This is a genomic window from Psychrobacillus syltrankelensis (assembly GCF_055454035.1).
The window spans coordinates 3,461,859-3,488,525 of record NZ_CM144227.1 but is presented as its reverse complement, the minus strand read 5'-3'; the positions used below and the strand labels follow the sequence as shown (position 1 = coordinate 3,488,525).

Here is a 26,667-nt window from a genome sequence, read left to right as displayed (position 1 = left end):
AACGACACGCTTTTTTGGGGAGATGTGGCCTTCTTTGAATCAAAAGGAATTCTTGAAACGTCTTTACACATTTTTCATTTAACTAAATAGACTTTAAGTAGCAATACAAATATTTTTCGAAACGGTTATTGAATTGTTTGATAATTGTGAATGGAGTCATGTACGTTCCCCTCTTTTTTCGATTAGCTGGGATTGTGATTTTTCTTTTCTTGTAGAAATTAATTTTCATGGTAGTTGAAGAATGTTTTCTAGTAATTATATTTATCGTTGAGACGACTCATTAAATTTCTTACTTCACGGATGGCTTTTTTTATCTTTCTCTACTTCGATTTCATTTTAATTCTTTCTTCTCCCATTTTCTATTGAGTAGGTGAAAGAAGTATATCCTTTCTCTCACTTGATATATTTCTTCCGGCAAAAAAAATAGCCCAGTTTAATAAACTGGACTACATTGTATAAATTTTGTTCTTAAAATTGTATTATTACAAATCAGAAATCATACCGCCATCTACAACAAATTGTGCTCCTGTTGAATAGCTAGAATCGTCTGAAGCTAGATATATGACTAAGTTTGATACTTCTTCTGTTTTTGCTCTTCTTCTTAAAGGAATGTCTTGTTCAAGTTTTTTAATGAAGTCAGCAACATCGCCTTGTTCCGCCATTGGAGATTCAATAACGCCAGGGTGTACTGAGTTTACTCGAATGTTGTATTGACCAAGTTCTGTAGCAGCACCTTTTGTCATACCAGTCACTGCATGTTTTGATGCACTATATGCAATTGCAGTTGGTGCACTAACTAAACCGTCAACGGATGAAATATTTACAATCGAACCGCCTTTTGCTTTTTTCATAGATGGTACTACTGTTTTCATTCCTAAGAATACGCCTAATTCGTCAATCTCAAATGTTTTTCTAAAATCCTCTTCAGTTAAATCTTCTAAAAGCTTGAAAATACCAATTCCTGCATTATTCACTAATACGGTAACAGGCCCGAATTTTTCTTCTGTTTTTTCTACAACTTCTTTCCAGTTTTCAGCACTTGAAACATTAAGTTTTAATGCAATTGCATTTTCCCCTACTTCATCCGCCAATTTTTGAGCAGCCTCTAAATTTATATCTGTGACAACAACTTTTGCGCCTTCCTCAACGAACTTGCGTACATGCATAGCACCCATACCTTGAGCAGCACCAGTAATGATTGCGACTTTGTTTTGTAATTTCATGCTTAAACTCCTCCTTTGTTAATAAATCTCGAATTCGAGATTTTATGCTTTTTATTCTAGTACCATTTATATTTCAAGTCAAATAATAGGTTCTAAAATGCATTTGTACAGCCAATAAAAAAACACTGGAACTTTGTTTCGGTAGTTATTAAAAATAGACTCTCACTTCCATTATTCCACTAAAAGTATTGTTCTAACCACGAATAAGCTTAATAATATACGTCAAGCTAACTTTATTGTTTTTGCAAAACGGAAATAAACATAAATTTTTTCAACTTTTTTTTCATTGGGCTCAACACCTTAGTTGATAATTTTTTAATCCTCTAATTGAACAACCTGCTATGTAGTTCAATGTAACATTTCACAATAGTTTTCTGATGCCCACTTGATATTTTAGGAAAAAAATAGACCCTCAAAATGAACTGCCCCCCTATTGTTAGTCACCATCTAACAATTAGAGGGGCAGTTCGAAATGATGGTCTTGTTTACAAAAGCACCTAGTTAATAAAAAAATCTAATACTGAACTTGTAGTGGAAATACTCCAATTTTATTAAACTAATGTCAGAACAATATTAAACTAATGTCAGAACAATTATTACGATAAAAACCAACGTGAAGAAAATACCTCTTTTTATAAGGGAACGCCTTAAAAAAAATAAGACTGTAGGCAACTCAATTTATATCGAGTTTGTCTACAGTCTTAAATGTGTCACTATATCTAGTCGACATCTTTTTTAATTTTTCATGCGAGGATCAAGTGCATCCCGTAGACCATCGCCCATTAAGTTAAATCCTAAAACGGTAAGCATGATTGAAATTCCGGGAAAAATCATTGTCCAAGGCGCATTACGTAAAACAACTCGAGCATCCGCTAGCATTTTTCCCCACTCTGGTGCCGGTGCTTGTGCTCCTAGACCAAGAAATCCTAAAGCAGCTGCTTCAATAATAGCGGAAGCAATTGCTAACGTCCCTGCAACAATTACTGGAGCCATAGAATTTGGAAGTATGTGAGAAAACAAAATCCTTATATCTCTCATTCCAATTGCTTTTGCGGATGTTATGTATTCCTCTTCTTTAATACTCAATACTTTTGAACGAATGAGTCGACCAAAGTTAGGAATATTAATGATAGCAATTGCGATTAATGCGTTTCGTAATGAAGGCCCTAAAACAGAAACGACTGCAATTGCCAATAAAATACTTGGAAATGCTAGCAATATATCAAAAACTCGAGATATTATCATATCAACCCATTTTCCATAATAACCAGCAATAATTCCTAAAATACTACCTACTACAACTGACCCAATTACAGAGAAGAACCCTACCCCAAGCGAGATTCTTGCTCCATGAATCACTCGTGAAAAAATATCTCGACCAAAATCATCCGTCCCGAACCAATACTTACTAGAAGGCGGTAAAAGACGATCTTTTAATAGCTGTTCGTTTATTCCTTGAGGTGCAAATAATGGACCAACAATAGCTAGTAATACAAAGAAAAGAACAATCACTGTACCTACAAGGGCAACTTTATTTTTGCTAAAGCTCCGCCAAGCATCTAGCCAAGGACCGGTCGATTTCTCTGGTACCGCGACAACGGTATTCATTGTTGGGTTGGGAACCATTTCAGACATATCTATTCCTCCTTTTAGTCGTATTTAATCCTCGGATCAATAAGGCCATATAAAATATCCACGAAAAGATTAATCATGACAAAAATAAAAGCTACAATTAATATTCCTGACTGAATGACAGGATAATCCCGGAACTGTATAGCTTCATAAATATATCTACCTATACCTGGCCAACTAAATATTGTTTCAGTTAAAATAGCTCCTCCCAGTAATAGACCCATTTGAAGACCTATAACCGTTAATACAGGAATAATTGCATTTTTTAATGCATGTTTATAAACAACCCAAAACATTTTTTGTCCTTTTGCTCTTGCGGTACGAACATAATCTGCACGCATTACTTCAAGCATACTAGATCTTGTCATACGTGCAATAATAGCCATTGGAATAGTAGCAAGTGCAATCCCTGGTAACACCAAATGCTTCAACACTTGACCTAGCTGGTCAAATCGTCCATTTAATATCGTATCAAGTACATATAAGTTTGTAATAGCAGAAACTGGATTCCTCACTTCTTCTCTACCCGAAGTAGGTAACCAATGAAGTTCAATTCCAAAAAACCATTGCTCCATTAATCCCAACCAAAAGATAGGCATGGAGACTCCTATTAACGCTATTACCATAGCTAAATAATCAAACCAAGAATTTTGGAACCACGCAGAAATAATTCCTGCATTAACTCCAATAACTACAGCAATAATAATTGCAAAGAAAGCTAATTCAAAAGTAGCTGCTAAATAAGGCCATACTTCCTTCGTAACAGGTTGAACCGTTCGCATCGATTCCCCTAAATCGCCTTTAAAAATACCAACTAAGTACTCAAAGTATTGAGTATACCAAGGATTGTTTAATCCAAGTTTTATCTCTAAAGCTTCTATCGCTTCCTTCGATGCTAACTGTCCTAAAATAACTTGAGCTGGATTTCCAGGTATGGCCCGAATAATCATAAAGACAAGAAAGGTCATACCGAGCAAAACTGGTATTAATTGTAATAGCCTTTTTCCGATATAGTGAAGCATTGTCTTCACCTCTCTCTTTTAAATAAAAGCGCAAGCGTCTATGTCTGCTTCAGCTTCACTTTCTAAAAGCGATTATAAGATCGCCATGAGCTTGAGTATTGACAGTCAGGAGATGAAAAAAGATCATATTCCTAAATTAAAAATGAAAAGGGAGAAATCACGAAGACCTCTCCCCTTCAAGCTTATTACTTAAAGTCGACGTTCGTTAATTTATCAGATCCAGTAGGATGTGGTAAGAAATTTATCAAATCCGCTTTACCTGCAAGTAATGGAGTTGAATGAGCAAGTGGTACCCAAGGTGCATCTTCAAAAATAATTTCTTGGGCTTGCTTATACAATTCAATACGTTTGTTCTCGTCTACTTCTGTTTGTGCCTCAATTAGGATCTTGTGTAAGTCTTTGTTGTCATAATAAGAATAGTTATTGCTTCCGATATTATCTCCGTCAAGTAATACGTAGATAAAGTTGTCAGCATCACCGTTATCACCAGTCCAACCTAACATGAATGCATCTGCTTCACCGTTACGAGCTTTTTCTAAATAAGTTGCCCACTCGTAAGAAACAATTTTTGCTTTCACACCAATATCTGCTAAGTTCTTTTGAATAACTTCTGCAACTTTTGCACCGTCAGGCATATATGGTCTTGGAACAGGCATTGCCCATAGTTCCATTTCAAATCCATCAGCAAGTCCTGCTTCTGCTAAAAGTTGTTTTGCTTTTTCTGGATTGTATTCATAACCAGGTATATCTTCATTGTATCCACTAATAGAAGATGGCATTGGGTTTTTTGCAATTTCTGCACGCCCTTCGAAAAATGCATCAATAATAGATTGTTTGTCAATTGCATAGTTCATTGCTTGGCGTACTTTAACATTGTCAAACGGAGGACGAGTATTCGTTAATCCAAGGTATCCTACGTTCATAGATGGACGTTCGAATAATTGTAAATTAGAATCTCCCTCTACAGTTTTTCCATCTGCTGGGTTTATTCCATCAGCTAAGTCGATTTCATTATTGAGTAGCGCATTTAAACGAGCGGAGTTTTCAGGAATAGAACGGAACACAATTTTATCTAGCTTTGGTAAGCCTTTTTGCCAATAACCATCGAATTTTTCAATCGTAATTGAATCATTACGTTTCCATTCAACAAACTTGAATGGACCAGTACCCACTGGATTGTCTCCGAATTTATCTCCATCTTTTTCAAATGCAGTAGGACTCGCAATACCAAATGGGCTCATTGCAATATTTTTTAAGAAAGGTGCTTGTGCGCGTGTAAGTTTAAAAATTACTTTGTTATTACCATCTGCAGTTACAGAGGCAATTACATGGCCTTCATCCCCTTTAAATCCACCAAACATAGATCCATAGTACGGGAATTGATCTTCGGTTCCATTTGCCCAACGCTCAAAGTTTTTTACTACCGCTTCCGCATTAAAATCTGTTCCATCATGGAACTTAACACCTTCACGAAGTGTAAAAGTATAAGTTAGACCGTCATCTGAAGGTTCCCATTTTGTCGCTAATCCTTCGTGAATCGTTGTATCTTGTTCCCCAAAGTTTAATAGTGTTTCAAATAAGTTTTGAGTTACTTTGTACGATTCACCGTCAGTTACAGCAATAGGATCTAATGATACCGAATCTCCCCCACGTCCAAAAATAAGTACTTTGTTTCCAGTTGATGCAGTAGATTCACCCTTATCTTTACTTGTGTTTTCTTTGCCATCTGAATTGTTATCTGAAGAACATGCAGCAAGCACTACAGTAATCGCTAACATCATCAGTAGCAACAATGGCCATATTTTCTGTTTTCTCAAATTTACCCCTCCGTAAATTATATTATCAATATTGCGCTACCTATTTGTATAAATGGCATGCAACAAAATGACCTGGCTTCACTTCTTCAAGTTTCGGTACAACGGTTGTACAAACGTCCATTTTAAAAGGACAACGAGTATGGAATGTACAACCTGTTGGTGGGTTAGAAGGACTAGGAATATCTCCTTCTAATATAATCTGTTCCCTTTTAAATGCTGGGTCAGGAACAGGAACTGCTGAAAGCAATGCTTTTGTATATGGATGTAGAGGCTCGGCATACAAAGACTCACTTGTAGCAAGTTCAGCCATTCTACCTAAATACATAACGCCAACACGATCACTTATATGTCGAACTACCCCTAAATCGTGCGCTATAAAAATATACGTTAGCTTAAGTTCTTTCTGTAAATCTTGCATAAGATTAAGAACTTGTGCTTGAATAGATACATCTAGTGCTGAAACTGGCTCATCCGCAATAATTAGCTTTGGGTTTGTCATTAATGCTCTTGCAATGCCAATACGCTGTCGTTGCCCACCACTAAATTGATGTGGATATCGTTTCGCATGATAACTGCTCAGCCCTACAATCTCTAAAAAGTCATATACTTTCTTTTTCCGACTCTTAGCGTTCCCAATATTATGAACTATGAGTGGCTCCATTAATATCTTTTCTACGGTATGTCTCGGGTTTAAAGAAGCATATGGATCTTGAAAAACCATTTGAATTTCTCTTCGGGCTTTTCTCATTTCCGAACTAGAAATATTCGTTATTTCTTTTCCGTCAAAAGTTACTTTCCCTTCTGTCGGTTCTAGTAATCTCATAAGCATGCGTCCAGTAGTAGATTTACCGCAACCGGACTCTCCCACAATTCCTAATGTCTCTCCTTCATTTACATAAAAAGACACATCATCTACTGCTTTTACATAACCCGATTGTTTTCCTAAAATTCCCGAATGAGTAGGAAAGTACTTTTTTAATCCTTCAACTTGTAGCAGCGGTTTTGTCATTTACTCCTACCTCCTTCTCATCGTATAGGAAACATCTCGTCTTATGTCCTGAAGATGTTTCATACAAAGAAGGGCTTTCCTCTGTACAACGTCCGAACACAAATTCACAACGTGCCGCAAATCGGCAACCGTTCTTAATCGTACCTGGTTTTGGAACGTTTCCTGGAATTGAATAAAGTCGTTGTTTTTTATGACGCATATCTGGAACAGAGGCTATTAACCCCTTCGTATATGGGTGTTGAGGATTATTGAAAATCGTTTCAACCAATCCCTCTTCTACAACTTTCCCTGCGTACATAACGACTACCCGCTCACAAGTTTCTGCGACAACTCCTAAATCATGTGTAATTAATATAACCGCTGTATTTAAACGTTCATTCAATTCTCTCATTAGCTTTAATATTTGTGCTTGTATAGTTACATCTAAAGCAGTCGTTGGTTCATCTGCAATGAGAACTTTTGGATCGCATACTAATGCCATGGCAATCATGACTCGTTGCCTCATCCCACCAGAAAGTTGGTGTGGATAATCTCTCATTAACTCTTCTGCTCTAGGTAACCCAACTAGCTTTAACATTTCAACTGCTCTTGCTTTAACTTGCTTTTTGTTCCAGTCTTTTTTATGTAGTGTAATTGCTTCCATGAGTTGATTTCCAATTGTAAATAAAGGGTTTAAAGATGTCATAGGTTCTTGAAATATCATTGCTACTTCATTTCCCCGAACATTTCGCATTTCTTTTTCGGAAAGCTTTGTCAAATCTTTTCCTTTAAATAAAATTTGTCCATTCGTAATTTTGCCAGGAGGACTTGGAACTAAACCCATTATAGAAAGAGATGTAACACTTTTCCCACATCCAGACTCTCCCACAATTCCAAGGACTTCTCCTTCTCTTACATGAAAATCAACAAAATCTACGGATGGAATAACCCCATCGTCTGTGAAAAAGGAAGTTTGAAGATTTTTCACTTCTAAAATTATTTCACGTTCCCTCAAGTCGCTCCCTCATTTCAAAATAATCTAAACTTTCTATCTTTTGAAGTACTTAATAGATATTCTACACAAAATATTGACTTATGCAATACCTTTATCAAAAGTAATACGTCTTTTGACATAGACATTATCCAAATCTAACTGTATTTTCATACATTTTATTAGTTATCCATTCCATTAATATTTATACCAAAAAGCACCCTATAAGTATAAGATTACTTATAGAGTGCTTTTAATTTTTATTTATCTAATTGTTGTATTTGAAAGAGGTTAAAATATACTCCTTTTTGTCCCATTAAAACATTGTGTTTTCCATTTTCAACAACTTCCCCATTTTCGATAACAAAAATATTATCTGCATGGGTAATTGTTGAAAGTCTGTGGGCTACTATTATTGTCGTCCGATTTTTTGCCAATCGTTCTAATGAGTCTTGGATTAATGATTCACTCTCTAAATCTAATGCGGAGGTTGCTTCATCTAGAACTAAAATTGTAGGATTTTTTAAGAAAACGCGGGCAATTGCAACACGTTGCTTTTGTCCACCTGACAATTTCACTCCTCTTTCTCCGACTTTTGTTTCATAACCTTCTGGTAATTCCATAATGAAATCATGTGCATTAGCTGCTTTTGCAGCTTCAATTACTTCCTCATCAGAAGCATTTGGATTTCCCATTAATATATTCGTTTTAACCGAATCACTAAATAATATGTTATCTTGTAATACTATTCCAATATGTTTACGTAAGGATTCAATCGTTACGTCGCGTATATCTTTTCCATCAATTTGTACACTGCCACTTGTTACATCGAAAAACCTTGGGATAAGACTGATTATCGTCGATTTCCCGCCACCACTCATCCCAACAAATGCTACGGTTTCACCGGCATTTACATGGAAATTTACATTATTTAATATCGTATTTCCATCTTTTTCATACTGAAAAGAAACATTAGAAAAAGTAACGTCACCAGTCGAATAATTAAGTGTGGACGCACCTTTTTTATCAACTATATCGTATCCTTCATCCATTAACTCAAAAACCCGATCCATCGATGCAAAAGATTGGGTTAACGTTGTTGATGAATTAACTAACCGTCTTAGTGGACTATATAATCGTTCAATATATGCTACAAAAGCGGCCATCGTTCCGACCGACAATCTTCCATTAATAGCTTCATACCCAGCAAATGCTATTACGAGAAGCGGTGCAATATCCGTTATTGTATTTACGACTGCAAATGCTTTCGCATTCCAAATTGTTTGATCAACCGCTTTATCTAGAAATTCACCATTTGCTTTATCAAATAACTTTTGTTCATGTTTCTCTAGTGTAAATGTTTTAATAATGCTCATACCTTGAACTCGCTCATGTAAATAACTTTGAACTCCTGCAAGTGCTTGCGAACGTTTTCTTGTAAGATCACGTAATCTACCAAAAAAGTACTTCACACTAAATGCGTAAAATGGAAAGGCCAGCAATGTCACAAGCGTTAACTTCACATTCATGGTTAACATAATTCCAATGGCAATGAGAATAGTCGCTAAATCCAACCAGACATTCATTAAACCGATCATAACAAAGTTTTTCGTTTGTTCTACGTCATTTATTACTCTTGAAATAACCTCACCAGCACGTGTATTCGAATAATATTTTAAGCTTAGCTTTTGAAGATGAATATATAACTTTTTACGAATATCATATAGGATTTTATTACTCACTAATTGTGCCAAATATTGTCGATAATACTCGATTGGTGGACGAACGATTAAAAAGATTAAGGAAGTTCCTCCTAGCCAATAAACTAATTGATGCATTTTTTCATCTGGAGTCAACCCTTTTGCACCTATAATATCGTCAATTACGATCTTAATGAGGATTGGAATAAATAAAGGTATGGCAAATTTAATAATACCAATGACAATTGTGATAAATATTTGGACGTTATATGGTTTTACAAATTGCATGTAGCGTTTCATCGAACTCATAATATTACTTCCTTTCAGTTAAGAAATGCGCAAGCATCCTTTAATAGCATACTGTGCTCACCGTTTCCAGAGTGCTTTGGACGAAACATTCACTACACTATTATCGTTGGAATTGTGTCTCTGGAAGTGACTGCGTCACTTCCAGAGACACTTTTTTCGGTAATCTTGTGGCGGATGTTTGTCCGTCGCCCTCTCGGAATATGTATGGACATAATGCGTTTGCTTTGGCTAATTAGAGAAAAAATACTCCCCTACTCATTTAAAAGCTTCCGAAGATACAATTTCGGAAGCTCTTCACTTCTTTATCTTTAGATACTATCTATTTTTTTCCCCTAGTTCCTCTTACCCCATTGATAAACCATGATAAGTTATAATTTTTTATTTCTACGTAGCATATTGTCTTTCTTAATCGCACTGTTGATTGGAGAGGAAGGCGGCGACTCCTAGGGGATTAGCAAGCAAATCAAGACCCTGGACGGAGCGTTCAATTGTTCAAAGGCTAAGAGCGCCACCTCGTGTGGCAACGCCTTTGTGACCAACGTCGTGTTGGCCCGAAGCGGCTTGATGCTTGCCCCCTGAAAAGCGTCAGCCTGCAGCGGAAATCAACCTGTTCATAGCATAAAAAATTTATATACTAAAAATTACAAGGACTATGAAGCGCTATGTATATTGAATACCTAACATATAATTTTATATAATTTCTTTAAGTATAGCGAGGAGGAAGTTCCAAAGCCCATAGAAAAGCTTTTCATTTTACTCAAAATTTGAAAAACCTGTTGCATAAATTCAACAGGTTTTCCGTCTACTCATTTAGCTGTTTATAAAATTGATAGCGGCTTGTCCACGCTTCGATAAAGTCAGGTGCAAAGGGACCTCTTCTTTGCTTTATCCATGAAATAAGTTTTTCAATATTTCGATCTAGAATCCCATCTATCTCATTTGGATAATTCATTTCCTTTTTATGCTGTTCATATTCATCTTCATCTAAAATTGTATAGGTCATGTCTGGAAAAACCTTTACATCTAAATCATAATCGATATACTTTAATCGTTGATTACTATAGACAAACGGCGAACTCATATTGATGTAATAATAGACGCCATCTTCTCGAAGCATACAAATAATGTTGAACCAATGTTCTGCATGAAAGTAACAAATGGAAGGTTCTCTTGTAATCCAGGTTCTACCGTCTGCCTCTATTACAAGTGTACGTTCATTTGCACCAATGACAATATTTTTGGTACCTTTTAAAACCATCGTTTCCTGCCAGACACGGTGGATACGGCCATTATGCTTGTAGCTGTGAATTTGAATAATTTCTCCTTCTGTTGGAATCGCCATGATTTAGCCACCTTTTCGACATACGCAAGATTATATTATCAAATTCTCCTTGGCGTAATTGGTCCAGATATTGCATCGAGTTTACCTCGATGAACTCCCACCAAAATCTGTGACATACGCCTTAGATATTAACTTTGTTCAATTAGGGCAGTTCCTTGTGAATTGTCTTTAGTATTATTTCCATTGTACGGTTTTAAAAAATGGGAGAATACTGCGAATGCTCATCGCAGAAAACATTTGCTAAATAGTTAAACTTATTTTCTTATTATAGCAATCCATTCCAAAAAACTGTAGTAAAAAAATCAGCGAGGGCAAAAAGCCCTCGCTGATTTCGGTGAATCCATGCAATTATTTAGTTTGGTTAAAAGAACTACTTGATTTTTGAGCGGTTGCTTGTTGTTTTTTCATTTCCGCTTGACGGTTTTGTTCTTTTACGTGTTGAATATCAGTTTCTGAAGCAAACTCAGAGGCATTGGATTGATTTTGAGATTGACCGATTGAAGATTGACGGTTTTGTTCTCTTACCTCTTGAACATCAGTTTCAGAAGCAAACTCAGGGGTATTGAATTGGTTTGCGTTTGGTTGTTTACTGTTATTCTTTTTCATGGATTTCACCTCCGTACACATTTATCATGTGCACTATTGATGAATATATTCATGTAACTTTTATAATTTTAATGATCTTCCTCCATCGACTATAATCGTTTGTCCACAAATCATTGATGAGTCATCTGATAATAAGAACATTGCAGTCTTCACCATATCCTCTATTTCAACCATTCTTCCTGCAGGAGTATTAATACGAGCATCTTCTAATAATTCTTCTCGATTAGGAAAATGTGTTAATGCCTCTGTATCTAATGCGCCACCAGAAACGGTATTAACTACAATTCCTTTTGGTGCTAATTCTACTGCTAAATATCTTGTAATCGATTCTATAGCAGCTTTCGATACTCCGACAGTTGTATAATTTTCCAAGTAGCGAATAGAACCAAGAGAGCTAATTCCAAGTATTTTCCCACCTTGATTCATTAGCTTAGCTGCCTCTTGTGCACCAAAAAGCATCCCTTTTGCGTTAATATTCATCGTCCAATCCCAATGAGACTCTTCTAGTTCCATAATAGGTCGTAAAACGCCAGAAGCTGCATTACTCACAAAGACATCTAATCGACCAAACTCTTCTTTAATTTTTTCAAACATTGCTCGTAATTTTTCTACATCTCCAACATTCGCACGAACAAGAAGAGCTTTTCTTCCAAGTGCTTCTATCTCTTGTACAGTTTCAAGAGCAGCTGTTTTACTTCTTGCATAGTTTACAACTATATCGTATCCATGTTTTGCAAGTTCTATAGCAATTGCTTTTCCTAATCCTCTACTACTCCCTGTTACTAGTGCTACTTTATTAGTCGTCATTATTTGCTAATTCCTTTCTTTCCATGCGTTCCAAATTTTCAATACTGGAACAGGCATCGGTTGATTTTCAATTTCTTCTCTTGTGTACCACTTACAATTTGCTGGTAAGTCAATTATATTTATTAACTTTGCTTCATAGCTTTCCATTTCCCATGTTAGATGGGAAAAAATATGTTTAAAGGTGAGTATTTCTTTACCTTTTACAATGTTCATTTGATAATCATGTTCGATTATTTCTTCAACAGTATGATTCGGTGTTGGAAGCTCTACCATAGGAAATTGCCACATATTCGCTAGTAAACCTTTGGAAGGACGTTTTTCAAGAAGAATCCTTCCATCTGCCGATTCAATAACAATAGACTTCATTTTATGTATTTTCGTTTTCTTGATAATCGTTTTAATCGGTAATTCCTCTTGCATTCCCTCAAAAAATGCTGTGCAATATTCTCTAACAGGACATAATAGACATTTTGGTTTTGTAGGCGTACATATTATTGCCCCAAGCTCCATTAATCCTTGATTGAATGCAGAAGGATTTTCTTCATCGATTAATTCCATCACCGCATCTTCAAAAATTTTCTTCGTTTTTGGTTTGGCAATATCTTCTTTTATTAATAACAAACGGGATAGCACTCGCATTACATTTCCATCGACTGCATGCTCAGGCACACCATATGCAATACTGAGAACTGCTCCTGCAGTATATGGCCCAACACCTTTTAGTTTAGATATTTCTTTTCTAGTTGATGGAACGACACCATTATAATCTTCCATCACTTCTTTAACTCCGGCTTGTAAGTTCCGTGCTCTTGAATAATACCCTAAACCTTCCCACTCTTTAAGTAGTTCCTCTTCATCTGCATTTGCAAGTGATTCAAGTGAAGGATATTTTGTGATAAATCTTTCATAATAAGGGATAACAGTATCTACCTTTGTTTGCTGAAGCATTACTTCCGAAACCCAAATTTTATACGGATTCTTCGTTTTTCGCCAAGGTAAATCCCTTTTTTCTTCGTTGAACCACGATACTAAAGCATTACTTACTTGTTTTTTATATAAATCGTTCAATGTAAATTCCTTCCTTACGATTATTGTACAGAATAATCGGGTATATAATAGAGTGGACTTTGTTATTTTTCTGAGTTTATTTTATGATGAAAGTAACTTGTTGTCCAAAAAGGAGCTGGTTTCGAATGGATACAGGTACACATATCGTAATGGGCATTGCCCTTGGAGGATTAGCACTTGCTGACCCTGTTGTTGCAGGTAGCTCAATTACTACTGCAGCAGTTATTGCTGGCACAATTATAGGTTCTCAAGCGCCTGATATAGATACAATATTAAAATTACGCAATAATGCGGTATATATTAGACATCATCGTGGAATCACACATTCCATTCCCGCCGTTATTTTATGGCCTTTGCTTATTTCGTCCGTATTATGGTTATTTGTACAAGATGCCAACTTTCTACATCTTTGGCTATGGACATTTTTAGCTGTTTTTCTCCATGTTTTTGTAGATATTTTTAATTCCTATGGAACTCAGGCGATACGACCCTTTTCAAGAAAATGGGTAGCCCTCGGTGTTATAAATACCTTTGATCCAATTATTTTCGGATTGCATGTAGTTGGTTTACTATTTTGGATGTTCGGTGCAAAACCTGTACCAACCTTTCTTATTATGTACGGAATCATCGTTTGTTATTATATATTACGATTTGCTGTGCAAGCTGCCGTAAAAAATTCCGTGAAGCGTACGATTCCAAACGCAAAACAAATAATAGTTGCACCAACAATGAAGTTTTTCCAGTGGCGAGTAGCCGCTAATTCAGAAACCCATCATTATGTTGGAAGAGCTTATGGTCGATCCATAACAATATACGATAAGTTTGAACGTATTCCACTACCTGATTCCAAATTAGTAAAAGCAGCTTTGAAAGATAGAAACTTAAGCGCTTTTATTTCTTTTTCCCCTATCTATCGATGGGAGGTTAAGAAACTTGACCATTTATACGAAGTCCGTTTAATCGATTTAAGGTATAGAAGTAATGACTATTATCCTTTTGTGGCAGTAGCTCATTTAAATGAAGAGTTAGAAATTGTTAACTCGTATACAGGCTGGATATTTAGTGAAGATAAACTACGTAAAAAACTTGACTTTATGCCTAATTAAAAAAGGGGAACGTACTTTAAGAGCATCTTGTCCTCACCGTTTCCAGAGTGCTTTGGACAAAACATAAGCTACATCATTACCGTTAGAGTAATGGCTCATTAAGTGACTACGTCACTTCACGAGCCATTTTTTTGGGTAATCTTGTGGCGGATGTTTGTCCAAAATATATCTTACCTAGTCTTTTAAAAGCGGACGAAGATACAATTTCATCCGCTCTGGATTTCTTAATCAATAGATACTGTCTATTTTTATGAGAAACAAAAGTTAAAAACTGTCATAGAGCAACTAATTGTAAGGAGAAAGCAACAGATTCCCCAGTGACAGCAACCAATCTCGAGACGAAAGCAACCAATTTTATCGTATAAGCAACCATTTCTCCATATAAAGAGTTAACTTTGTGTGAGATGGCGCAAATACCTGAGTACTTTGAATGGAACATCTATTCCTGAGGTTACTCGTCGCAATTTCGAAGTAAAAGGGAAACGCTAGGATTTTTACAAGTCCTAGCGTTTTATTAATTTAGAAAATCTTCACCTTCAAGAAGATGCTTGTACTTTTCATTGGAGCTTGCAAATTCATGAAGCTGATTTCCATATCCCTCAATCCATTTTTTAATAACCATTTCGGTTACCGCTGCTCCTTTATAATCATAACCAGCTCGAGCATAAGAAGATTCAAAATCTGACCAAAGTAGTTCAATCCAAATTCTTGCTTTGGAAGCAGATAATTGATCGTTTTTTTCTATTAATTGAGTTGTTAAGGCGTCTATTCTATCTTGCATCTTATTTCCCTTCCTTTAAAGGCATAAGTAAAGAAATCGGTAACGCTTCCTCGTACTTTTCTCCGCCTAATCTATATCCCCAAGCAAATCTTCCTTTCAGGTATTCCACTTGAAAAAACATTCCTGGATCACTAGAAATTCTGTACATTTCACCTGGTTTAATAGAAGTTGGGTCAGTTAGAAATGCTTGAGCCATCGTTGCTTTTCTTTCATATACAGCATACTCATTAACTATCCCTAATTGTTCTGCTTTACGTGCTTTCTCTTTTAAATTCGCGATCTCCGTGCGTAATTCGTGTTCATTCATATCGCTATATTTTTTTTCACTCATCTTGTTGTTCCAGCTCCTTCTTTTCTATATAGAGATCGATTTGTTCTCCAGGAAATCCTTTTTGATACAGTGCTGTTTTTACTCGCTTTTTCAAATCATACCCGGAATATTTGGAAGCATATTTCCTCCAAACCTTATCTCCTTGCTCCGCAATAATATCTTCCCATTCGTCTTGTTCTTTTTCCAGTTCAAAAGTGTCTATTGCTTGGGAAATAATCGAAAAGTTATATCCTTTTCTTTGCAAAGAATCTTGCACTTTTTGTTTTATTTGCCTTGGGGTTTTATCTGAGTTCTGGTTTATTATTTTTTCTGTCAGTGTCCGTGCAATGTTGAGTTGTTCATCCTCTGTGTAAGTGGCTAACACTTCTTCTTGAAGATCTTTTTCAATCCCTTTTTTCTTTAACTCTTGTCTTATAGCAGTTGGACCTTTTTTACTATTTTTCTTTTGTGTATTTACTAATGCTTTTGTAAAGCTCTCGTCATTTAAAAATCCATGCTCATATAATTTTCGAACTGCTTCTAAAATAACAGCTTCGCCAAATTCACTCATTTTTAACTTCTGCTTTACTTCATGTTCACTTCTCATACGATAACTTAAAAAGTTGATCGCTTTATTATAAGCCTTTCTTACTTCATCATCAAAAACGATTTCATCTATCGTAAAAGCTTCCATCACTTTCCCTTTTGAAAGCTGATATTTTATTAAAACTGCTTCATCGACACTAAAAGCATATTTTTCATCCAAATATAAGTTATATCGTTCTTTATTGTTTTTTTGACGACCTATTTTTGTAATAATCGGCATTACTAACCTCTCCATTCCTCTCCTATCATTATAGCGTATAAATTCATAGGTGATAACTGCAAGGCATGCTAAGATAACTATCAGGGAGGTTTGGATAATGAAAATCGCAATTACTGGCGGTACAGGGTTTGTAGGAAGAGAACTGACGAAGCTTCTTGTGCAAAAAGGACATCATGTATTTATTTTATCTCGTTCAATAAATAAAATAACAAATGACGCAACTTTTATTAGATGGCTAACGGAGAATTCTCAACCTGAAAAAGAATTAGAAGGAATCGATGCAATTATTAATCTGGCTGGTGAATCCATTAATAATGGTAGATGGACTGAAAAACAAAAAAAGAAAATTTATGACAGTCGTATGACAGCAATCGATGAGGTACTTCGAATACTTAAAGCATTAAAAAACAAGCCCAAAGTTCTCATAAATGCTAGTGCAATAGGAATTTATCCGGCCTCAGAGGAAAATATATATACAGAGCAATCAACTACTATCGGAACTGACTTTCTCGCAAAAACCGTTCATGATTGGGAACAAAAAGCAAATATGGCAGAGCAATTAGGTATTCGAGTAGCTTATGGAAGATTCGGTATTATTCTTGGAAAAAATGAAGGTGCACTTCCTCTTATGGCATTACCATATAAAATGTTTGTCGGTGGCCCAATTGGATCTGGTCAAAACTGGATGTCTTGGGTTCATGTTATTGATGTTGTAAAAGCGTTACTTTTTGCAATCGAACATGAAATACATGGTGCTTTTAATGTGGCTGCTCCACATGCAAAAAGAATGAATGAATTCGGAAAAACATTAGCAACCGTGTTAAACAGACCATATTACTTACCTGTTTCATCCATCGTTTTAAAATTAGCACTCGGTGAAAAGAGTCAACTTGTAGTGGAAGGACAGCATGTACAACCAATTGTATTGTTGGAAAATGATTTTATTTTTGAATTTCCAAATTTGACAAAAGCTTTAAACGATATTTATAGATGAATAAATAAAATTCTCTAGCGCAACCTATCGAAAAAGAAAGGTTGCGTTTTCTATGTGGAAATATCATGTACTCGGAATAGTATTAGCGGCTTTTGTCTTAAGTATGGGATTCTTCTATCAATCGTTCTCTGCACAATCTAAAGAAATACACTGGGGACTGAAAAGAGCAACAAAAGAAGTACCAGCAGAAGCTGGGGCTGAGTTGGATGCAATACTAGAACGAAATGGCGCAATTTATAAAGGCTCCCCTAATAAAAAAATTATTTATTTCACCTTTGATAACGGCTATGAAAACGGTTATACAGAGAGCATTTTAGATACGCTTAAAAAAGAAGATATTAAAGCAACGTTTTTTCTAACTGGGCATTATTTAGAAAGCGCGACAGATCTAGTAGAACGAATGATTAAGGACGGCCATCAAATAGGAAATCATTCATATGGTCACCCGAACCTAGCTAGACTTTCGAAAGATGGTGTAAAAAAAGAATTACAAAAGTTTGACCAACGCTTAAGTGAATTAACCCCTCTAAAAAGAACGACTGTTACTCGACCGCCTGAAGGTATTTTTAATGAACAGGTACTAGAAGCGGCAAACGAAATTGGCTATCAGCATATCTTTTGGTCTGTTGCATTTATCGATTGGCACAGAGATCAGAAAAAAGGCGGAAAATACGCTTATGACCAATTAATGTCCCAAATTCATCCAGGAGCAATCATATTAATGCATACCGTTTCACCTGATAATGCAGAAGGTCTACCTATGTTTATAACGGAAGCAAGAAAGATGGGCTATACATTTGGAACACTTGATGAACTGAATATGAATAATCTAGATATTCCGCTTTCTTCCCAACAGTGAATTTGTCCTTTATAATAGAGGGAAGATTATAAAGGACGTGAAGGTATGAAAGAACAAGAAACAATTCAAGTAGGTCAACAATTTCCGTTAACGATAAAAAGATTGGGAATTAATGGAGAAGGTGTTGGCTTTTACAAACGCAGTGCTGTATTTGTAAAAGGGGCTTTACCCGGCGAAGTGATTACTGCAGAAGTAACAGTCGCTAAACCCAAATATGCGGAAGCAATTATTAAAAAAATTAGACAAGCATCTCCTGACCGGGTTACTCCTTCATGTGGAGTATATGATTCATGCGGAGGATGTCAGTTACAGCATATGACATACGATAGACAGCTTATAGAAAAAAGAGACTTAGTCGTTCAAGCATTGGAACGCTATGTCAAAGATTTAGCTCCAACGATAGAAGTTAGAAAAACAATTGGAATGGACAATCCATGGCATTACCGAAACAAAAGCCAGTTTCAAGTAAGACCATTAGGAGATAAAGTAATTGCAGGATTGTATGCGGAAGAATCAAATATGTTAATCGACATTAACGAATGTGCGGTCCAACATCCAGTCACAACACATATTACAAATGAAATAAAAAAACAATTACAAGAACTAAATATTCCTATTTATGATGGAAGAAACTCTAAAGGTATTGTCCGCACAATAGTCGTTCGAACGGGTATGAAAACGGGTCAAATACAAGTAACGCTAGTTACTACACAGAAGAAAATGCCTCATAAGGAAGAACTTGTACAAAAAATACGCGCAATAGATCCAAATATTGTTTCCATCAGTCAGAATATAAATGCAGAAGATACATCGCTTATTTTCGGTGAAACTACATTTAACCTTCATGGTAAAGAAACGATTCATGAAAAACTAGGAGAATTAGCATTCGATTTATCTGCTCGTGCGTTCTTCCAGTTAAACCCGGAACAAACCGAACATTTATATAATGAAATTGAAAAAGCCGCAGGACTTACAGGTAATGAAACAGTAGTGGATGCTTATTGTGGTGTTGGTACAATTGGGCTTTGGCTTGCAAAAAATGCAAAAGAAATCCGAGGTATGGACATTATTGAAGAATCTATTAAAGATGCAAAACGAAATGCAAAACGGAATGGATTTAAAAATGCGACATATGTTCAAGGCACCGCAAAACAATGGCTACAAAAGTGGAAAAACGAAGGCTTTGTTCCAGATGTTTTAACAGTAGATCCGCCACGTGCTGGTCTAGATGATGAATTGCTAAAAACTATTTTAGATATAAAGCCGAAACGCTTTGTTTATACGTCATGTAACCCATCCACCCTTGCAAAAGATTTAGAAGCATTAACGAAAGTTTATCATGTAAATTATATCCAACCATTGGACATGTTTCCTCAAACGGCACATGTAGAAGCTGTAACTTTGTTGGAATTAAAGAACTAAAACATCCGTTAATTTGTGTCCTACTTAATAGCGCCCATATTCACAAAAACAAGGCCAATCCTCAGAAAGGATTAGCCTTGTTTTTTTGGAAATTATTATACATCATATCTTGAAGTTTGGTTTAAATCATTGTTAATGAATGACCCATTTTTTCTTGCATTCGGATCTAACAAAACAAGCAGCTTTCCTTCTTTTATATCCCGCTCGTATTGGTGTGCCTCATCTTCCGGAATTCCCATACCAATCAGCGCTCCAGCAAGTCCGCCTGTACCTGCACCAACTGCCACACCAGTTAATGTAGCCGCGATAGGACCTGCCGCCAAAATTGGCCCAATTCCTGGAATTGCAAGCGCTCCTATACCCGCTAGTAATCCCGTTGCCCCACCAAGAATCCCTCCTGCTGCAGCACCTGCTGCAAGTCCTTCTTCCGTTTTGGTACCTGTTTCGTCATTGACAGCTTTTACTTCATCCCGGTCTTTTGCAACAAGTGATATATCATCTCGGTCATAACCTTGTGCCTTTAATTCCTCAACCGCTCGGATTGCATCATCTACATTGTCATAAACACCAATTACACGTTTATCCATACTAATCATCCTCCTTACGAAAATTTATAAATCTACTATATACATACCCGATAATATGGACAAAAAACATAGATTTCACAGTAATCACCAAGTAACAATCAAGAGCTTCCAATTCTTTCGATTTTTTTACGTGTTTTATTTATAAAACTAGGAATACTAATAAAATATTAGTTGAAGGAGGAAACATTCTTGAAAGCAGTCACATTCCAAGGAGCAAAGGATATAAAAGTGAAAGATGTGCCAGATGCAAAACTAGAAAAAAAAGACGATATAATCGTTCGAATTACTACTACAGCAATTTGTGGATCTGATCTCCATATTTATAGAGGTTCCATGCCTACTCAAAAAGATTTTGTTATTGGGCATGAACCTATGGGAATTGTAGAAGAAGTCGGACCAAGCGTGACCAAAGTAAAAAAAGGTGATCGCGTAGTTATTCCTTTTAACGTTTCTTGCGGTGAATGCTTTTATTGTCAAAACGATTTAGAAAGCCAATGTGATAACTCAAACGATAATCCAGCAGTAGATTCTGGTGGATATCTTGGTTATACAGAAAGATACGGCAATTATCCCGGTGGACAAGCAGAATTTTTAAGAGTGCCTTATGGAAACTTCATGCCTTTTGTTATTCCGGAATCATGTGAACTAGAAGATGAATCATTATTATTCTTATCAGATGTACTTCCTACTGCATATTGGAGTGTTGAAAACTCTGGAATGAAATCTGGTGATACTGTTGCTGTATTAGGCTCGGGTCCAGTTGGGTTAATGGTTCAAAAGTTTGCATGGATGAAAGGCGCCAAACGTGTTATTGCTGTTGACCACCTTCCTTATCGACTACAACATGCCGTAAAAATGAATAAAGTAGAAGCATTTAACTTTGAGGATTTCGATGATATGGGTGCACATCTAAAAGAACTTACCAATGGTGGGGCTGATATTGTTATCGACTGTGTTGGGATGGACGGTAAATTGTCTACTTTTGAAAAAGTGGAGCAAAAGTTAAAATTACAAGGTGGTACATTAAGCGCAGTTGATATTGCCTTAAATTCTGTTAGAAAGTTTGGAACGATTCAGTTAACTGGTGTTTATGGAGCTCTTTATAACATGTTCCCTCTAGGCAATATTTTCGAGCGGAATATTACACTAAAGATGGGACAAGCACCTGTTATTCACTACATGCCCAAGCTATATAAAATGATTATGAATGGAGAGTTTGATCCAAAAGAAATTATTACACATAGCGTGCCTTTAGAAAAAGCAAGTGAGGCTTATAAAATATTTCATGACCATGAAGACGAAAGTATTAAATTTGTCTTAAAGCCATAACTCCCAACTAAGAAATTACAAGTTTATTTTCCAACTTGTAATTTCTTTTCCCCTAACTGTACAACAGCTAGGCAATTTGCCAAGCCGACTAAAGTCTTGATATAGAAGTTGTATCCCCGATTAAATTCTATTATGTTGTACTTCAAATAGAGCGGAATACAGTTATCAATTGTCTGGCTATTTTTTATTTTTCTCTAAATCAATGTTCTCTTCTTTGTCCTCCCATGCTATGGAGACATTGAAAGAATCATCTTTATTGTCAGGGCGCGGTTCCTTTAGGCATCCTGGAATATGTTCTTTATTAACTTTAATATCATAATCAAAATTATATTCACATTCTTGATTAGGAAATTTTACTTTAAATGTTATATTACTCTTTTGGATTTCTCCTTTGGATTCAACTTTAACCAATTGTTCCTTAACTTCCCTCTCATCTTGAATAATTTTATAAATGACCTTCCAATTGGTTGACTCACCTTCGTAAGTCAATGTTTTTTCACTGCATCCGGATATTAAAAATACTGTTAAACAGCTGATTAATACATAGTATCGTTTTATACTAGACTCCCCCTTAATTATTTTTTTCTATTACTCCATCTCTATTCGATTTTGATTTTGATTTGTCAGTATGTCCAAACATTCCAAGGATTAAGGTCAGTCCAGCGACTATAGATGGAATCCCGTGAGCGTTTATTTTCATCAACCAATACGGAAAAGGCACTGATAAATTATTTGGGTCGGATGTAGTGTATTGAATAATTGTATATATTACTGGAAAATAAAACGCAATGATGAAGCAAGGGGCGGCCACACAAGATATAAAAGACCAGTTCCATTTCACTGACCACACTTTTATACTAAACAAAGAGATATAAATGCCTGTCACTAAACCAGCAATAGGTTGGAACCAGTACATGGGGAGAAAATGAAATGTAGTTTGCACATGATTTTTTACCTTAAATTCCAGATGGTAATTAATAATTAGGAGAGTAACTAACCCAACAACAAATAATAATTTCCAAGCATAAGGTGACCAGTTCTTACGCATAAAACATCCTCCTTTTATTGATTATCATATACATAGAAAGATGCATTGCATACTGAATATTATTTAAAGATTCAGAATTTAAATAAAAAGCACTACAGATCAATGTGCTCGGTCATTCGAAGAGCCCCTTCATCATGTAATGCTTACCTGTTAAAAACCATGAACACTGATTCTATTTCCCCTACACTATCCGCAAGTTTAAGTAATGAGTGGACCCCGGAAAAGTACAATTGTCTTTAAAACCAAATGCACTGTAAAACTTTGCGGCTTGCTCTGTATCAGTATGTAGTACTAAAATTTCAAAATAGTTCTTTGCATCAGAAATTATTTCCTTTAACAATACTGTTCCAACACCACTTCTACGGTATTCTTTCGCAACATAAAATCTTCTCAGTCTACCTGCTTTTTGATTATCTGAAAAGGGATCTATATTTAGTCCACCAACCGCTATTAGTACTCCTTGGTCTGTATAAACTCCGAGTAAAGATTCCCCTTGGTTATTGAAAGTATTTTTCCCGCTTTCATATTCATTTACAAGCCTCTCTAGAAAACGAAACCCATCTTTCTTGCTTTCTTCAAGTATATGAAATAACTCAGAAGTTATTAAGTTTTGGATTCTTTTTACTTTAAATTTCTCCATTTTAATTCATACCCTTCATAATTTACCTTTTAACAGCAAAAACGAAAGTAGAATCACAATGGTTAATTACTATCAAAGATAAGATCCAATTATATTTATTTATTCATTTATCTATTCACCTTTTAGGTTTCCAAGTAGTTTGAATTGAAAATTCACATAAAAATCGTTCAACACCTGGATATTTTTCACCCAAACTAGTAATGTTAAATCCATTCTTTTCATAAAACTTCACTGCTTCATTATCTGTTTCAGCTTTTATAGAACTTAAAGAATATTTATCACAAACAAAATTAATCATTTGTCTTCCTATATTTTTCCCTCTAACCTTAGGTGTGACTGCTATATGCTTTATTTCACAACTGTGTGAGCTACATAATTCTAATCCAATACAACCAACCATTTCTCCTTTTAACTCAAGTCCATATAGTTCCCTTTCGGGGGAGCGTATATATTTTTCATATTCAAGATCAATTCTATCTTTAGAAGTAGCAAAAGACAGAAGATCTCTTATCTCTGGATGAATTGGGAAAGTGGTTATTCTTTTCATATAATACTACCCTTTCTTCATACATTCGCTCTAATTCCCAATTGCATCCTCTATAATCCAATCAGCAGCACATATTAAGTCAGGGAAAATGGCATCAGCAAGCGGATCGCTCTTCCCTAAGAAAACTGTTTTTGTTCCTGCCTTCTTCCCAGCAATAATGTCTGTATCTGTATCTCCTACCATGTAGGATTGGGACAAATCGATATCATATTTTTTACTGAGGTCAACAATTAATTTGCTGTTTGGCTTACGGCATGCACAGCCTGCTTTTGGTTTATGCGGACAATAGACCACTTCATGAATAGTTGCCCCTTCTTTCTGTAATTCGGCAATCATATGGTCGTGAATTTTTTGGAGTTGAGATTCCTTCATAAATCCCAATCCAACTCCGCCTTGATTGGTCACTACAAATATGAAATCAAAAAAAGTGTTTAGTTTTTTAATCGCATCCGGTACACCCGGTAAGAAGTAAAGCTCATGTGGCTTATTTACAAATTTTACTCTATCCGTTAACACTTCATTTATTACACCATCACGATCCAAAAATACAGCTTTTTTCATTTAAATGACACTCCTCAATGTTCACATTATTTCCTCAAAACTGTCCATGAATGCTTGAACGTTTTTCATGACAGATTCTTGTGTAGGAACGTTTTCAAATAACTTTTCTTGTGTATAAATAGTTCCTCCTTTAATAACTAATTCTATTTCTTTTGTATTGCGAATGTCTTCCAGCGGATTCTTATTTAATATAACAAGATCCGCAATTGCACCTTCTTTAATAACTCCTAGGTCATTACGATCTAAAGCTTCGGCTGCTTTTAAAGTCGCTGCTCGAATTGCGTCAATTTCCTCAAAACCAGCTTGAACAAACAATTCCAATTCCCGGTGTAATGCCATCCCAGGCAAAGTGAATATGCCAGCGGGGGTGTCTGTACCTGCGACGACTATGCCCCCTAAATCGAAATAGGTTTTTGCAATGCATTTATTCATAGCTTGTTGAATACCTAATGGCTTCAAAGCATTTGGTTGACTTAGAAAGTATGCCCATTGCTTTAATAAATCTTCATTCTCCTTCATCTTTTCCGTCACTTTATTTTCTGGATACCAATAATTTTCAAGTAAATGCGCCTGATCCAATAAAACCATCGTTGGGCAGATGATAACATTGTTTTCTAATAGCACTTTACAAACTAGTTCAATTTCTCCTCGATTTGGGTTGTTCCAGTCAATCGAATTCCAAACATTCTCATCAGCTTGCATAGTCCATGCTGGATACATATCTTGTAAAATTCCCGATGCATGTTCATTCCATTTAATGCCCATTTTTGCCGCCTCTATGGCAGTTACATCCTTTGAATGAATCAAATCACAGCTCACTTCTTTATTGTGCAGTTTGGCTGCCTCAACAACGGCTTCCATTATATCTTTCGGTAACCAACCATACACTTTTATAAAATCTGCTCCTGCATCAACTTGTCTTTTTACTTCTTTTCGAGCAGTTTCAGAATTAGCTACATTTATATTCCACGGACTTGTCTCTCCCCATAACCCAGGCGGACCATCAATTATTCTATCTGCGGAAATAACGCGAGGTGTCGGTGCATCAGAAGGTGCACGCATTAATGTTTTCAATTCTATGACATTACCACCTGTATTTCGAACAGTTGTTACGCCTGATGCTGTAAAAAGAGGAGCGTATCCTTCCTTAATATGTACATGCATATCTATTAAACCAGGTAATATCCATTTTCCTTTTAAATCAAATATTTCTGCGTTATTAGGTAAATCACTTTCAACAGAATGAACCTTTGAGATAATTCCATTTTCTATCAAAACATTGGAAAGGGATACATCTCCAGTCACAACGTCTATTAACTGAGCATTTTTCAAGTAAGTGCATGTATTCTTAATTATAATCACTTTCCTTCTTCACAAATTTGATAGTTCATCTACTACTTAATGTAAAGAAAGGTTTCATTATTCTGAAATTTATAATTAGTACTCGGTTTTATTTTTTGGCATTTGGAATGAAAAAATTGTACAGAGTGCTATTAAGGAAACTGTTAATAGGGATAGTTTAATTTCCCTATTGCAAATGAAAGCAGTAAAAATAGTATTACAGTGCTAATTAAACAATCGTTTAATTTGATTATTTCCACTACATTCTTCTAGCTTTCATTTGCCATAATCTCATTAACTTATTTCTTTCTCTTTTTTCAACATACCAACCATCAGAGTTATTCCTGCCACAATTGAGGGAATTCCAAGAGCGTTTATTTTCATCATCCAGAATGGTATAGGTACTGAAAAACTATTCGGGTCTGATGTAGTACTTTGAACAATTGTATATATAACTGGCATATAAAAAGCAAGGACTAGAAATGGAAAAGTCACACAAACTTGTAAAGGCCAATTCCATTTAATTGTCCAATCCCTATCGAGAACTAAAGAAATATAAATACCAAAAACAAAATAAGCAGTTGGTATGAACCAAAAAATAGGAAGCGGTTGAAACGTAATTGCAACATGATTTCTTACCTTATTCTCTAGATGATAACTGATAAATAGTAAAGCAATTAATCCTACACCCCATAATATTTTCCAAACATACGGTGACCAGTTTATACGCATTCAATTTCCTCCTTCTTCTATAAAACTCTTATGATTATCATATACATAATTGGATAGATTTGTATACTTACATAATCAA

General features: G+C 35.7%; 27 protein-coding genes. 5 read left to right on the top strand and 22 right to left on the bottom strand.

Annotation, left to right across the window (positions count from 1 at the left end; translation table 11 throughout):
- Positions 1 to 482 precede the first annotated feature (482 nt).
- The 11 genes from ACTSKG_RS17070 to mutY form a co-directional block, all read right to left on the bottom strand.
- Entirely contained in the window at positions 483 to 1,223 is a 741-nt protein-coding gene (locus tag ACTSKG_RS17070) for an SDR family NAD(P)-dependent oxidoreductase (RefSeq protein ID WP_464755743.1), read from the bottom strand.
- 735 nt (positions 1,224 to 1,958) lie between these two features.
- The gene (locus ACTSKG_RS17065; protein ID WP_464755742.1) at positions 1,959 to 2,858 is read right to left on the bottom strand and encodes an ABC transporter permease; all 900 of its coding nucleotides are present in this window, start codon (positions 2,856 to 2,858) and stop codon (positions 1,959 to 1,961) included.
- Between the two features lie 14 nt (positions 2,859 to 2,872).
- Entirely contained in the window at positions 2,873 to 3,877 is a 1,005-nt protein-coding gene (locus ACTSKG_RS17060; protein WP_464755741.1) for an ABC transporter permease, read from the bottom strand.
- Positions 3,878 to 4,062: 185 nt separating this feature from the next.
- Positions 4,063 to 5,694, bottom strand: a complete 1,632-nt coding sequence (locus ACTSKG_RS17055) for an ABC transporter substrate-binding protein (RefSeq protein WP_464755740.1) — start codon at positions 5,692 to 5,694, stop codon at positions 4,063 to 4,065.
- Between the two features lie 40 nt (positions 5,695 to 5,734).
- Positions 5,735 to 6,703 carry an ABC transporter ATP-binding protein gene (locus tag ACTSKG_RS17050; protein WP_464755739.1) on the bottom strand — a complete coding sequence of 323 codons (969 nt, stop codon included), beginning with the start codon at positions 6,701 to 6,703 and terminating at the stop codon, positions 5,735 to 5,737.
- Positions 6,678 to 7,697 (bottom strand): ABC transporter ATP-binding protein, encoded by a 1,020-nt coding sequence (locus tag ACTSKG_RS17045; protein ID WP_464755738.1) that lies wholly within the window; start codon positions 7,695 to 7,697, stop codon positions 6,678 to 6,680. Before ACTSKG_RS17045 ends, ACTSKG_RS17050 begins: the two co-directional genes overlap by 26 nt.
- Positions 7,698 to 7,933: 236 nt before the next feature.
- Positions 7,934 to 9,682, bottom strand: a complete 1,749-nt coding sequence (locus tag ACTSKG_RS17040; protein WP_464755737.1) for an ABC transporter ATP-binding protein — start codon at positions 9,680 to 9,682, stop codon at positions 7,934 to 7,936.
- A gap of 802 nt (positions 9,683 to 10,484) precedes the next feature.
- Positions 10,485 to 11,024 (bottom strand): nucleoside tri-diphosphate phosphatase, encoded by a 540-nt coding sequence (gene ntdP / locus ACTSKG_RS17035; protein ID WP_387584931.1) that lies wholly within the window; start codon positions 11,022 to 11,024, stop codon positions 10,485 to 10,487.
- A 348-nt stretch (positions 11,025 to 11,372) separates the two neighbouring features.
- The gene (locus ACTSKG_RS17030) at positions 11,373 to 11,651 is read right to left on the bottom strand and encodes a gamma-type small acid-soluble spore protein (RefSeq protein ID WP_464755736.1); all 279 of its coding nucleotides are present in this window, start codon (positions 11,649 to 11,651) and stop codon (positions 11,373 to 11,375) included.
- 39 nt (positions 11,652 to 11,690) lie between these two features.
- Positions 11,691 to 12,437 (bottom strand): enoyl-[acyl-carrier-protein] reductase FabL, encoded by a 747-nt coding sequence (gene fabL, locus ACTSKG_RS17025; protein WP_464755735.1) that lies wholly within the window; start codon positions 12,435 to 12,437, stop codon positions 11,691 to 11,693.
- 6 nt (positions 12,438 to 12,443) lie between these two features.
- A complete protein-coding gene (gene mutY, locus ACTSKG_RS17020; protein ID WP_464755734.1) occupies positions 12,444 to 13,505 on the bottom strand; it encodes an A/G-specific adenine glycosylase in 1,062 nt (353 codons plus the stop codon).
- 125 nt (positions 13,506 to 13,630) lie between these two features.
- On the opposite strand from mutY, the gene ACTSKG_RS17015 reads away from it, so the two are divergent.
- On the top strand, positions 13,631 to 14,611 hold the full coding sequence (locus ACTSKG_RS17015; protein WP_464755733.1) for a metal-dependent hydrolase: 981 nt from the start codon (positions 13,631 to 13,633) through the stop codon (positions 14,609 to 14,611).
- A gap of 514 nt (positions 14,612 to 15,125) precedes the next feature.
- Here the strand turns inward: ACTSKG_RS17015 and ACTSKG_RS17010 are convergent.
- From ACTSKG_RS17010 to recX, 3 genes are read right to left on the bottom strand one after another with little or no spacing between them, the layout of a single operon-like run.
- Entirely contained in the window at positions 15,126 to 15,392 is a 267-nt protein-coding gene (locus tag ACTSKG_RS17010) for a YfhJ family protein (RefSeq protein ID WP_464755732.1), read from the bottom strand.
- A gap of 1 nt (position 15,393) precedes the next feature.
- Positions 15,394 to 15,723: a YfhH family protein gene (locus ACTSKG_RS17005; protein WP_464755731.1), complete on the bottom strand. Its 330-nt coding sequence runs from the start codon at positions 15,721 to 15,723 to the stop codon at positions 15,394 to 15,396.
- On the bottom strand, positions 15,716 to 16,528 hold the full coding sequence (gene recX / locus ACTSKG_RS17000) for a recombination regulator RecX (protein ID WP_464755730.1): 813 nt from the start codon (positions 16,526 to 16,528) through the stop codon (positions 15,716 to 15,718). Before recX ends, ACTSKG_RS17005 begins: the two co-directional genes overlap by 8 nt.
- Before the next feature lie 97 nt (positions 16,529 to 16,625).
- Here recX and ACTSKG_RS16995 point away from each other — a divergent pair, with 97 nt between their 5' ends.
- From ACTSKG_RS16995 to rlmD, 3 genes are read left to right on the top strand one after another with little or no spacing between them, the layout of a single operon-like run.
- Positions 16,626 to 17,522 carry a TIGR01777 family oxidoreductase gene (locus ACTSKG_RS16995; protein WP_464755729.1) on the top strand — a complete coding sequence of 299 codons (897 nt, stop codon included), beginning with the start codon at positions 16,626 to 16,628 and terminating at the stop codon, positions 17,520 to 17,522.
- 52 nt (positions 17,523 to 17,574) lie between these two features.
- Positions 17,575 to 18,381, top strand: coding sequence for a polysaccharide deacetylase family protein (locus ACTSKG_RS16990; protein WP_464755728.1), 807 nt, complete (start codon positions 17,575 to 17,577; stop codon positions 18,379 to 18,381).
- Between the two features lie 45 nt (positions 18,382 to 18,426).
- Entirely contained in the window at positions 18,427 to 19,803 is a 1,377-nt protein-coding gene (gene rlmD, locus ACTSKG_RS16985) for a 23S rRNA (uracil(1939)-C(5))-methyltransferase RlmD (protein ID WP_464755727.1), read from the top strand.
- Positions 19,804 to 19,898: 95 nt separating this feature from the next.
- Here rlmD and ACTSKG_RS16980 read toward each other — a convergent pair whose 3' ends face one another.
- Complete coding sequence (locus tag ACTSKG_RS16980) at positions 19,899 to 20,390, bottom strand: YflT domain-containing protein (RefSeq protein WP_464755726.1); 492 nt, start codon at positions 20,388 to 20,390, stop codon at positions 19,899 to 19,901.
- Positions 20,391 to 20,579: 189 nt separating this feature from the next.
- Between ACTSKG_RS16980 and ACTSKG_RS16975 the strand changes: the two genes are divergently transcribed.
- Positions 20,580 to 21,719 (top strand): zinc-dependent alcohol dehydrogenase, encoded by a 1,140-nt coding sequence (locus ACTSKG_RS16975; protein WP_464755725.1) that lies wholly within the window; start codon positions 20,580 to 20,582, stop codon positions 21,717 to 21,719.
- Between the two features lie 177 nt (positions 21,720 to 21,896).
- Here the strand turns inward: ACTSKG_RS16975 and ACTSKG_RS16970 are convergent, their stop codons facing one another.
- The 7 genes from ACTSKG_RS16970 to ACTSKG_RS16940 form a co-directional block, all read right to left on the bottom strand.
- A complete protein-coding gene (locus ACTSKG_RS16970; RefSeq protein ID WP_464755724.1) occupies positions 21,897 to 22,130 on the bottom strand; it encodes a hypothetical protein in 234 nt (77 codons plus the stop codon).
- 160 nt (positions 22,131 to 22,290) lie between these two features.
- Positions 22,291 to 22,767, bottom strand: a complete 477-nt coding sequence (locus ACTSKG_RS16965; protein WP_464755723.1) for a hypothetical protein — start codon at positions 22,765 to 22,767, stop codon at positions 22,291 to 22,293.
- A 181-nt stretch (positions 22,768 to 22,948) separates the two neighbouring features.
- A complete protein-coding gene (locus ACTSKG_RS16960) occupies positions 22,949 to 23,407 on the bottom strand; it encodes a GNAT family N-acetyltransferase (RefSeq protein WP_464755722.1) in 459 nt (152 codons plus the stop codon).
- A 115-nt stretch (positions 23,408 to 23,522) separates the two neighbouring features.
- Positions 23,523 to 23,954 carry a GNAT family N-acetyltransferase gene (locus tag ACTSKG_RS16955; RefSeq protein WP_464755721.1) on the bottom strand — a complete coding sequence of 144 codons (432 nt, stop codon included), beginning with the start codon at positions 23,952 to 23,954 and terminating at the stop codon, positions 23,523 to 23,525.
- A 30-nt stretch (positions 23,955 to 23,984) separates the two neighbouring features.
- Complete coding sequence (locus ACTSKG_RS16950; RefSeq protein ID WP_464755720.1) at positions 23,985 to 24,515, bottom strand: D-glycero-alpha-D-manno-heptose-1,7-bisphosphate 7-phosphatase; 531 nt, start codon at positions 24,513 to 24,515, stop codon at positions 23,985 to 23,987.
- 21 nt (positions 24,516 to 24,536) lie between these two features.
- Positions 24,537 to 25,877 carry an amidohydrolase family protein gene (locus ACTSKG_RS16945; protein WP_464755719.1) on the bottom strand — a complete coding sequence of 447 codons (1,341 nt, stop codon included), beginning with the start codon at positions 25,875 to 25,877 and terminating at the stop codon, positions 24,537 to 24,539.
- Positions 25,878 to 26,150: 273 nt separating this feature from the next.
- Positions 26,151 to 26,588 (bottom strand): hypothetical protein, encoded by a 438-nt coding sequence (locus ACTSKG_RS16940; RefSeq protein ID WP_464755718.1) that lies wholly within the window; start codon positions 26,586 to 26,588, stop codon positions 26,151 to 26,153.
- Positions 26,589 to 26,667: the final 79 nt, after the last annotated feature.

Excerpts from the sequence above, each read along its gene's own strand:
- ACTSKG_RS17050 (WP_464755739.1), bottom strand. The coding sequence starts at position 6,703 with ATGACAAAACCGCTGCTACAAGTTGAAGGATTAAAAAAGTACTTTCCT.
- recX (WP_464755730.1), bottom strand. The coding sequence starts at position 16,528 with ATGCCGATTATTACAAAAATAGGTCGTCAAAAAAACAATAAAGAACGA.
- ntdP (WP_387584931.1), bottom strand. The coding sequence starts at position 11,024 with ATGGCGATTCCAACAGAAGGAGAAATTATTCAAATTCACAGCTACAAG.
- ACTSKG_RS16995 (WP_464755729.1), top strand. The coding sequence starts at position 16,626 with ATGAAAATCGCAATTACTGGCGGTACAGGGTTTGTAGGAAGAGAACTG.
- ACTSKG_RS17010 (WP_464755732.1), bottom strand. The coding sequence starts at position 15,392 with ATGCAAGATAGAATAGACGCCTTAACAACTCAATTAATAGAAAAAAAC.
- ACTSKG_RS17005 (WP_464755731.1), bottom strand. The coding sequence starts at position 15,723 with ATGAGTGAAAAAAAATATAGCGATATGAATGAACACGAATTACGCACG.
- ACTSKG_RS17040 (WP_464755737.1), bottom strand. The coding sequence starts at position 9,682 with ATGAGTTCGATGAAACGCTACATGCAATTTGTAAAACCATATAACGTC.
- ACTSKG_RS17060 (WP_464755741.1), bottom strand. The coding sequence starts at position 3,877 with ATGCTTCACTATATCGGAAAAAGGCTATTACAATTAATACCAGTTTTG.
- ACTSKG_RS16950 (WP_464755720.1), bottom strand. The coding sequence starts at position 24,515 with ATGAAAAAAGCTGTATTTTTGGATCGTGATGGTGTAATAAATGAAGTG.
- ACTSKG_RS16980 (WP_464755726.1), bottom strand. The coding sequence starts at position 20,390 with ATGGATAAACGTGTAATTGGTGTTTATGACAATGTAGATGATGCAATC.
- ACTSKG_RS16965 (WP_464755723.1), bottom strand. The coding sequence starts at position 22,767 with ATGCGTAAGAACTGGTCACCTTATGCTTGGAAATTATTATTTGTTGTT.
- ACTSKG_RS16960 (WP_464755722.1), bottom strand. The coding sequence starts at position 23,407 with ATGGAGAAATTTAAAGTAAAAAGAATCCAAAACTTAATAACTTCTGAG.
- ACTSKG_RS16940 (WP_464755718.1), bottom strand. The coding sequence starts at position 26,588 with ATGCGTATAAACTGGTCACCGTATGTTTGGAAAATATTATGGGGTGTA.
- ACTSKG_RS17030 (WP_464755736.1), bottom strand. The coding sequence starts at position 11,651 with ATGTGTACGGAGGTGAAATCCATGAAAAAGAATAACAGTAAACAACCA.
- rlmD (WP_464755727.1), top strand. The coding sequence starts at position 18,427 with ATGAAAGAACAAGAAACAATTCAAGTAGGTCAACAATTTCCGTTAACG.
- ACTSKG_RS16990 (WP_464755728.1), top strand. The coding sequence starts at position 17,575 with ATGTGGAAATATCATGTACTCGGAATAGTATTAGCGGCTTTTGTCTTA.
- fabL (WP_464755735.1), bottom strand. The coding sequence starts at position 12,437 with ATGACGACTAATAAAGTAGCACTAGTAACAGGGAGTAGTAGAGGATTA.
- ACTSKG_RS17065 (WP_464755742.1), bottom strand. The coding sequence starts at position 2,858 with ATGTCTGAAATGGTTCCCAACCCAACAATGAATACCGTTGTCGCGGTA.
- ACTSKG_RS17015 (WP_464755733.1), top strand. The coding sequence starts at position 13,631 with ATGGATACAGGTACACATATCGTAATGGGCATTGCCCTTGGAGGATTA.
- ACTSKG_RS17070 (WP_464755743.1), bottom strand. The coding sequence starts at position 1,223 with ATGAAATTACAAAACAAAGTCGCAATCATTACTGGTGCTGCTCAAGGT.
- ACTSKG_RS16955 (WP_464755721.1), bottom strand. The coding sequence starts at position 23,954 with ATGAAAAGAATAACCACTTTCCCAATTCATCCAGAGATAAGAGATCTT.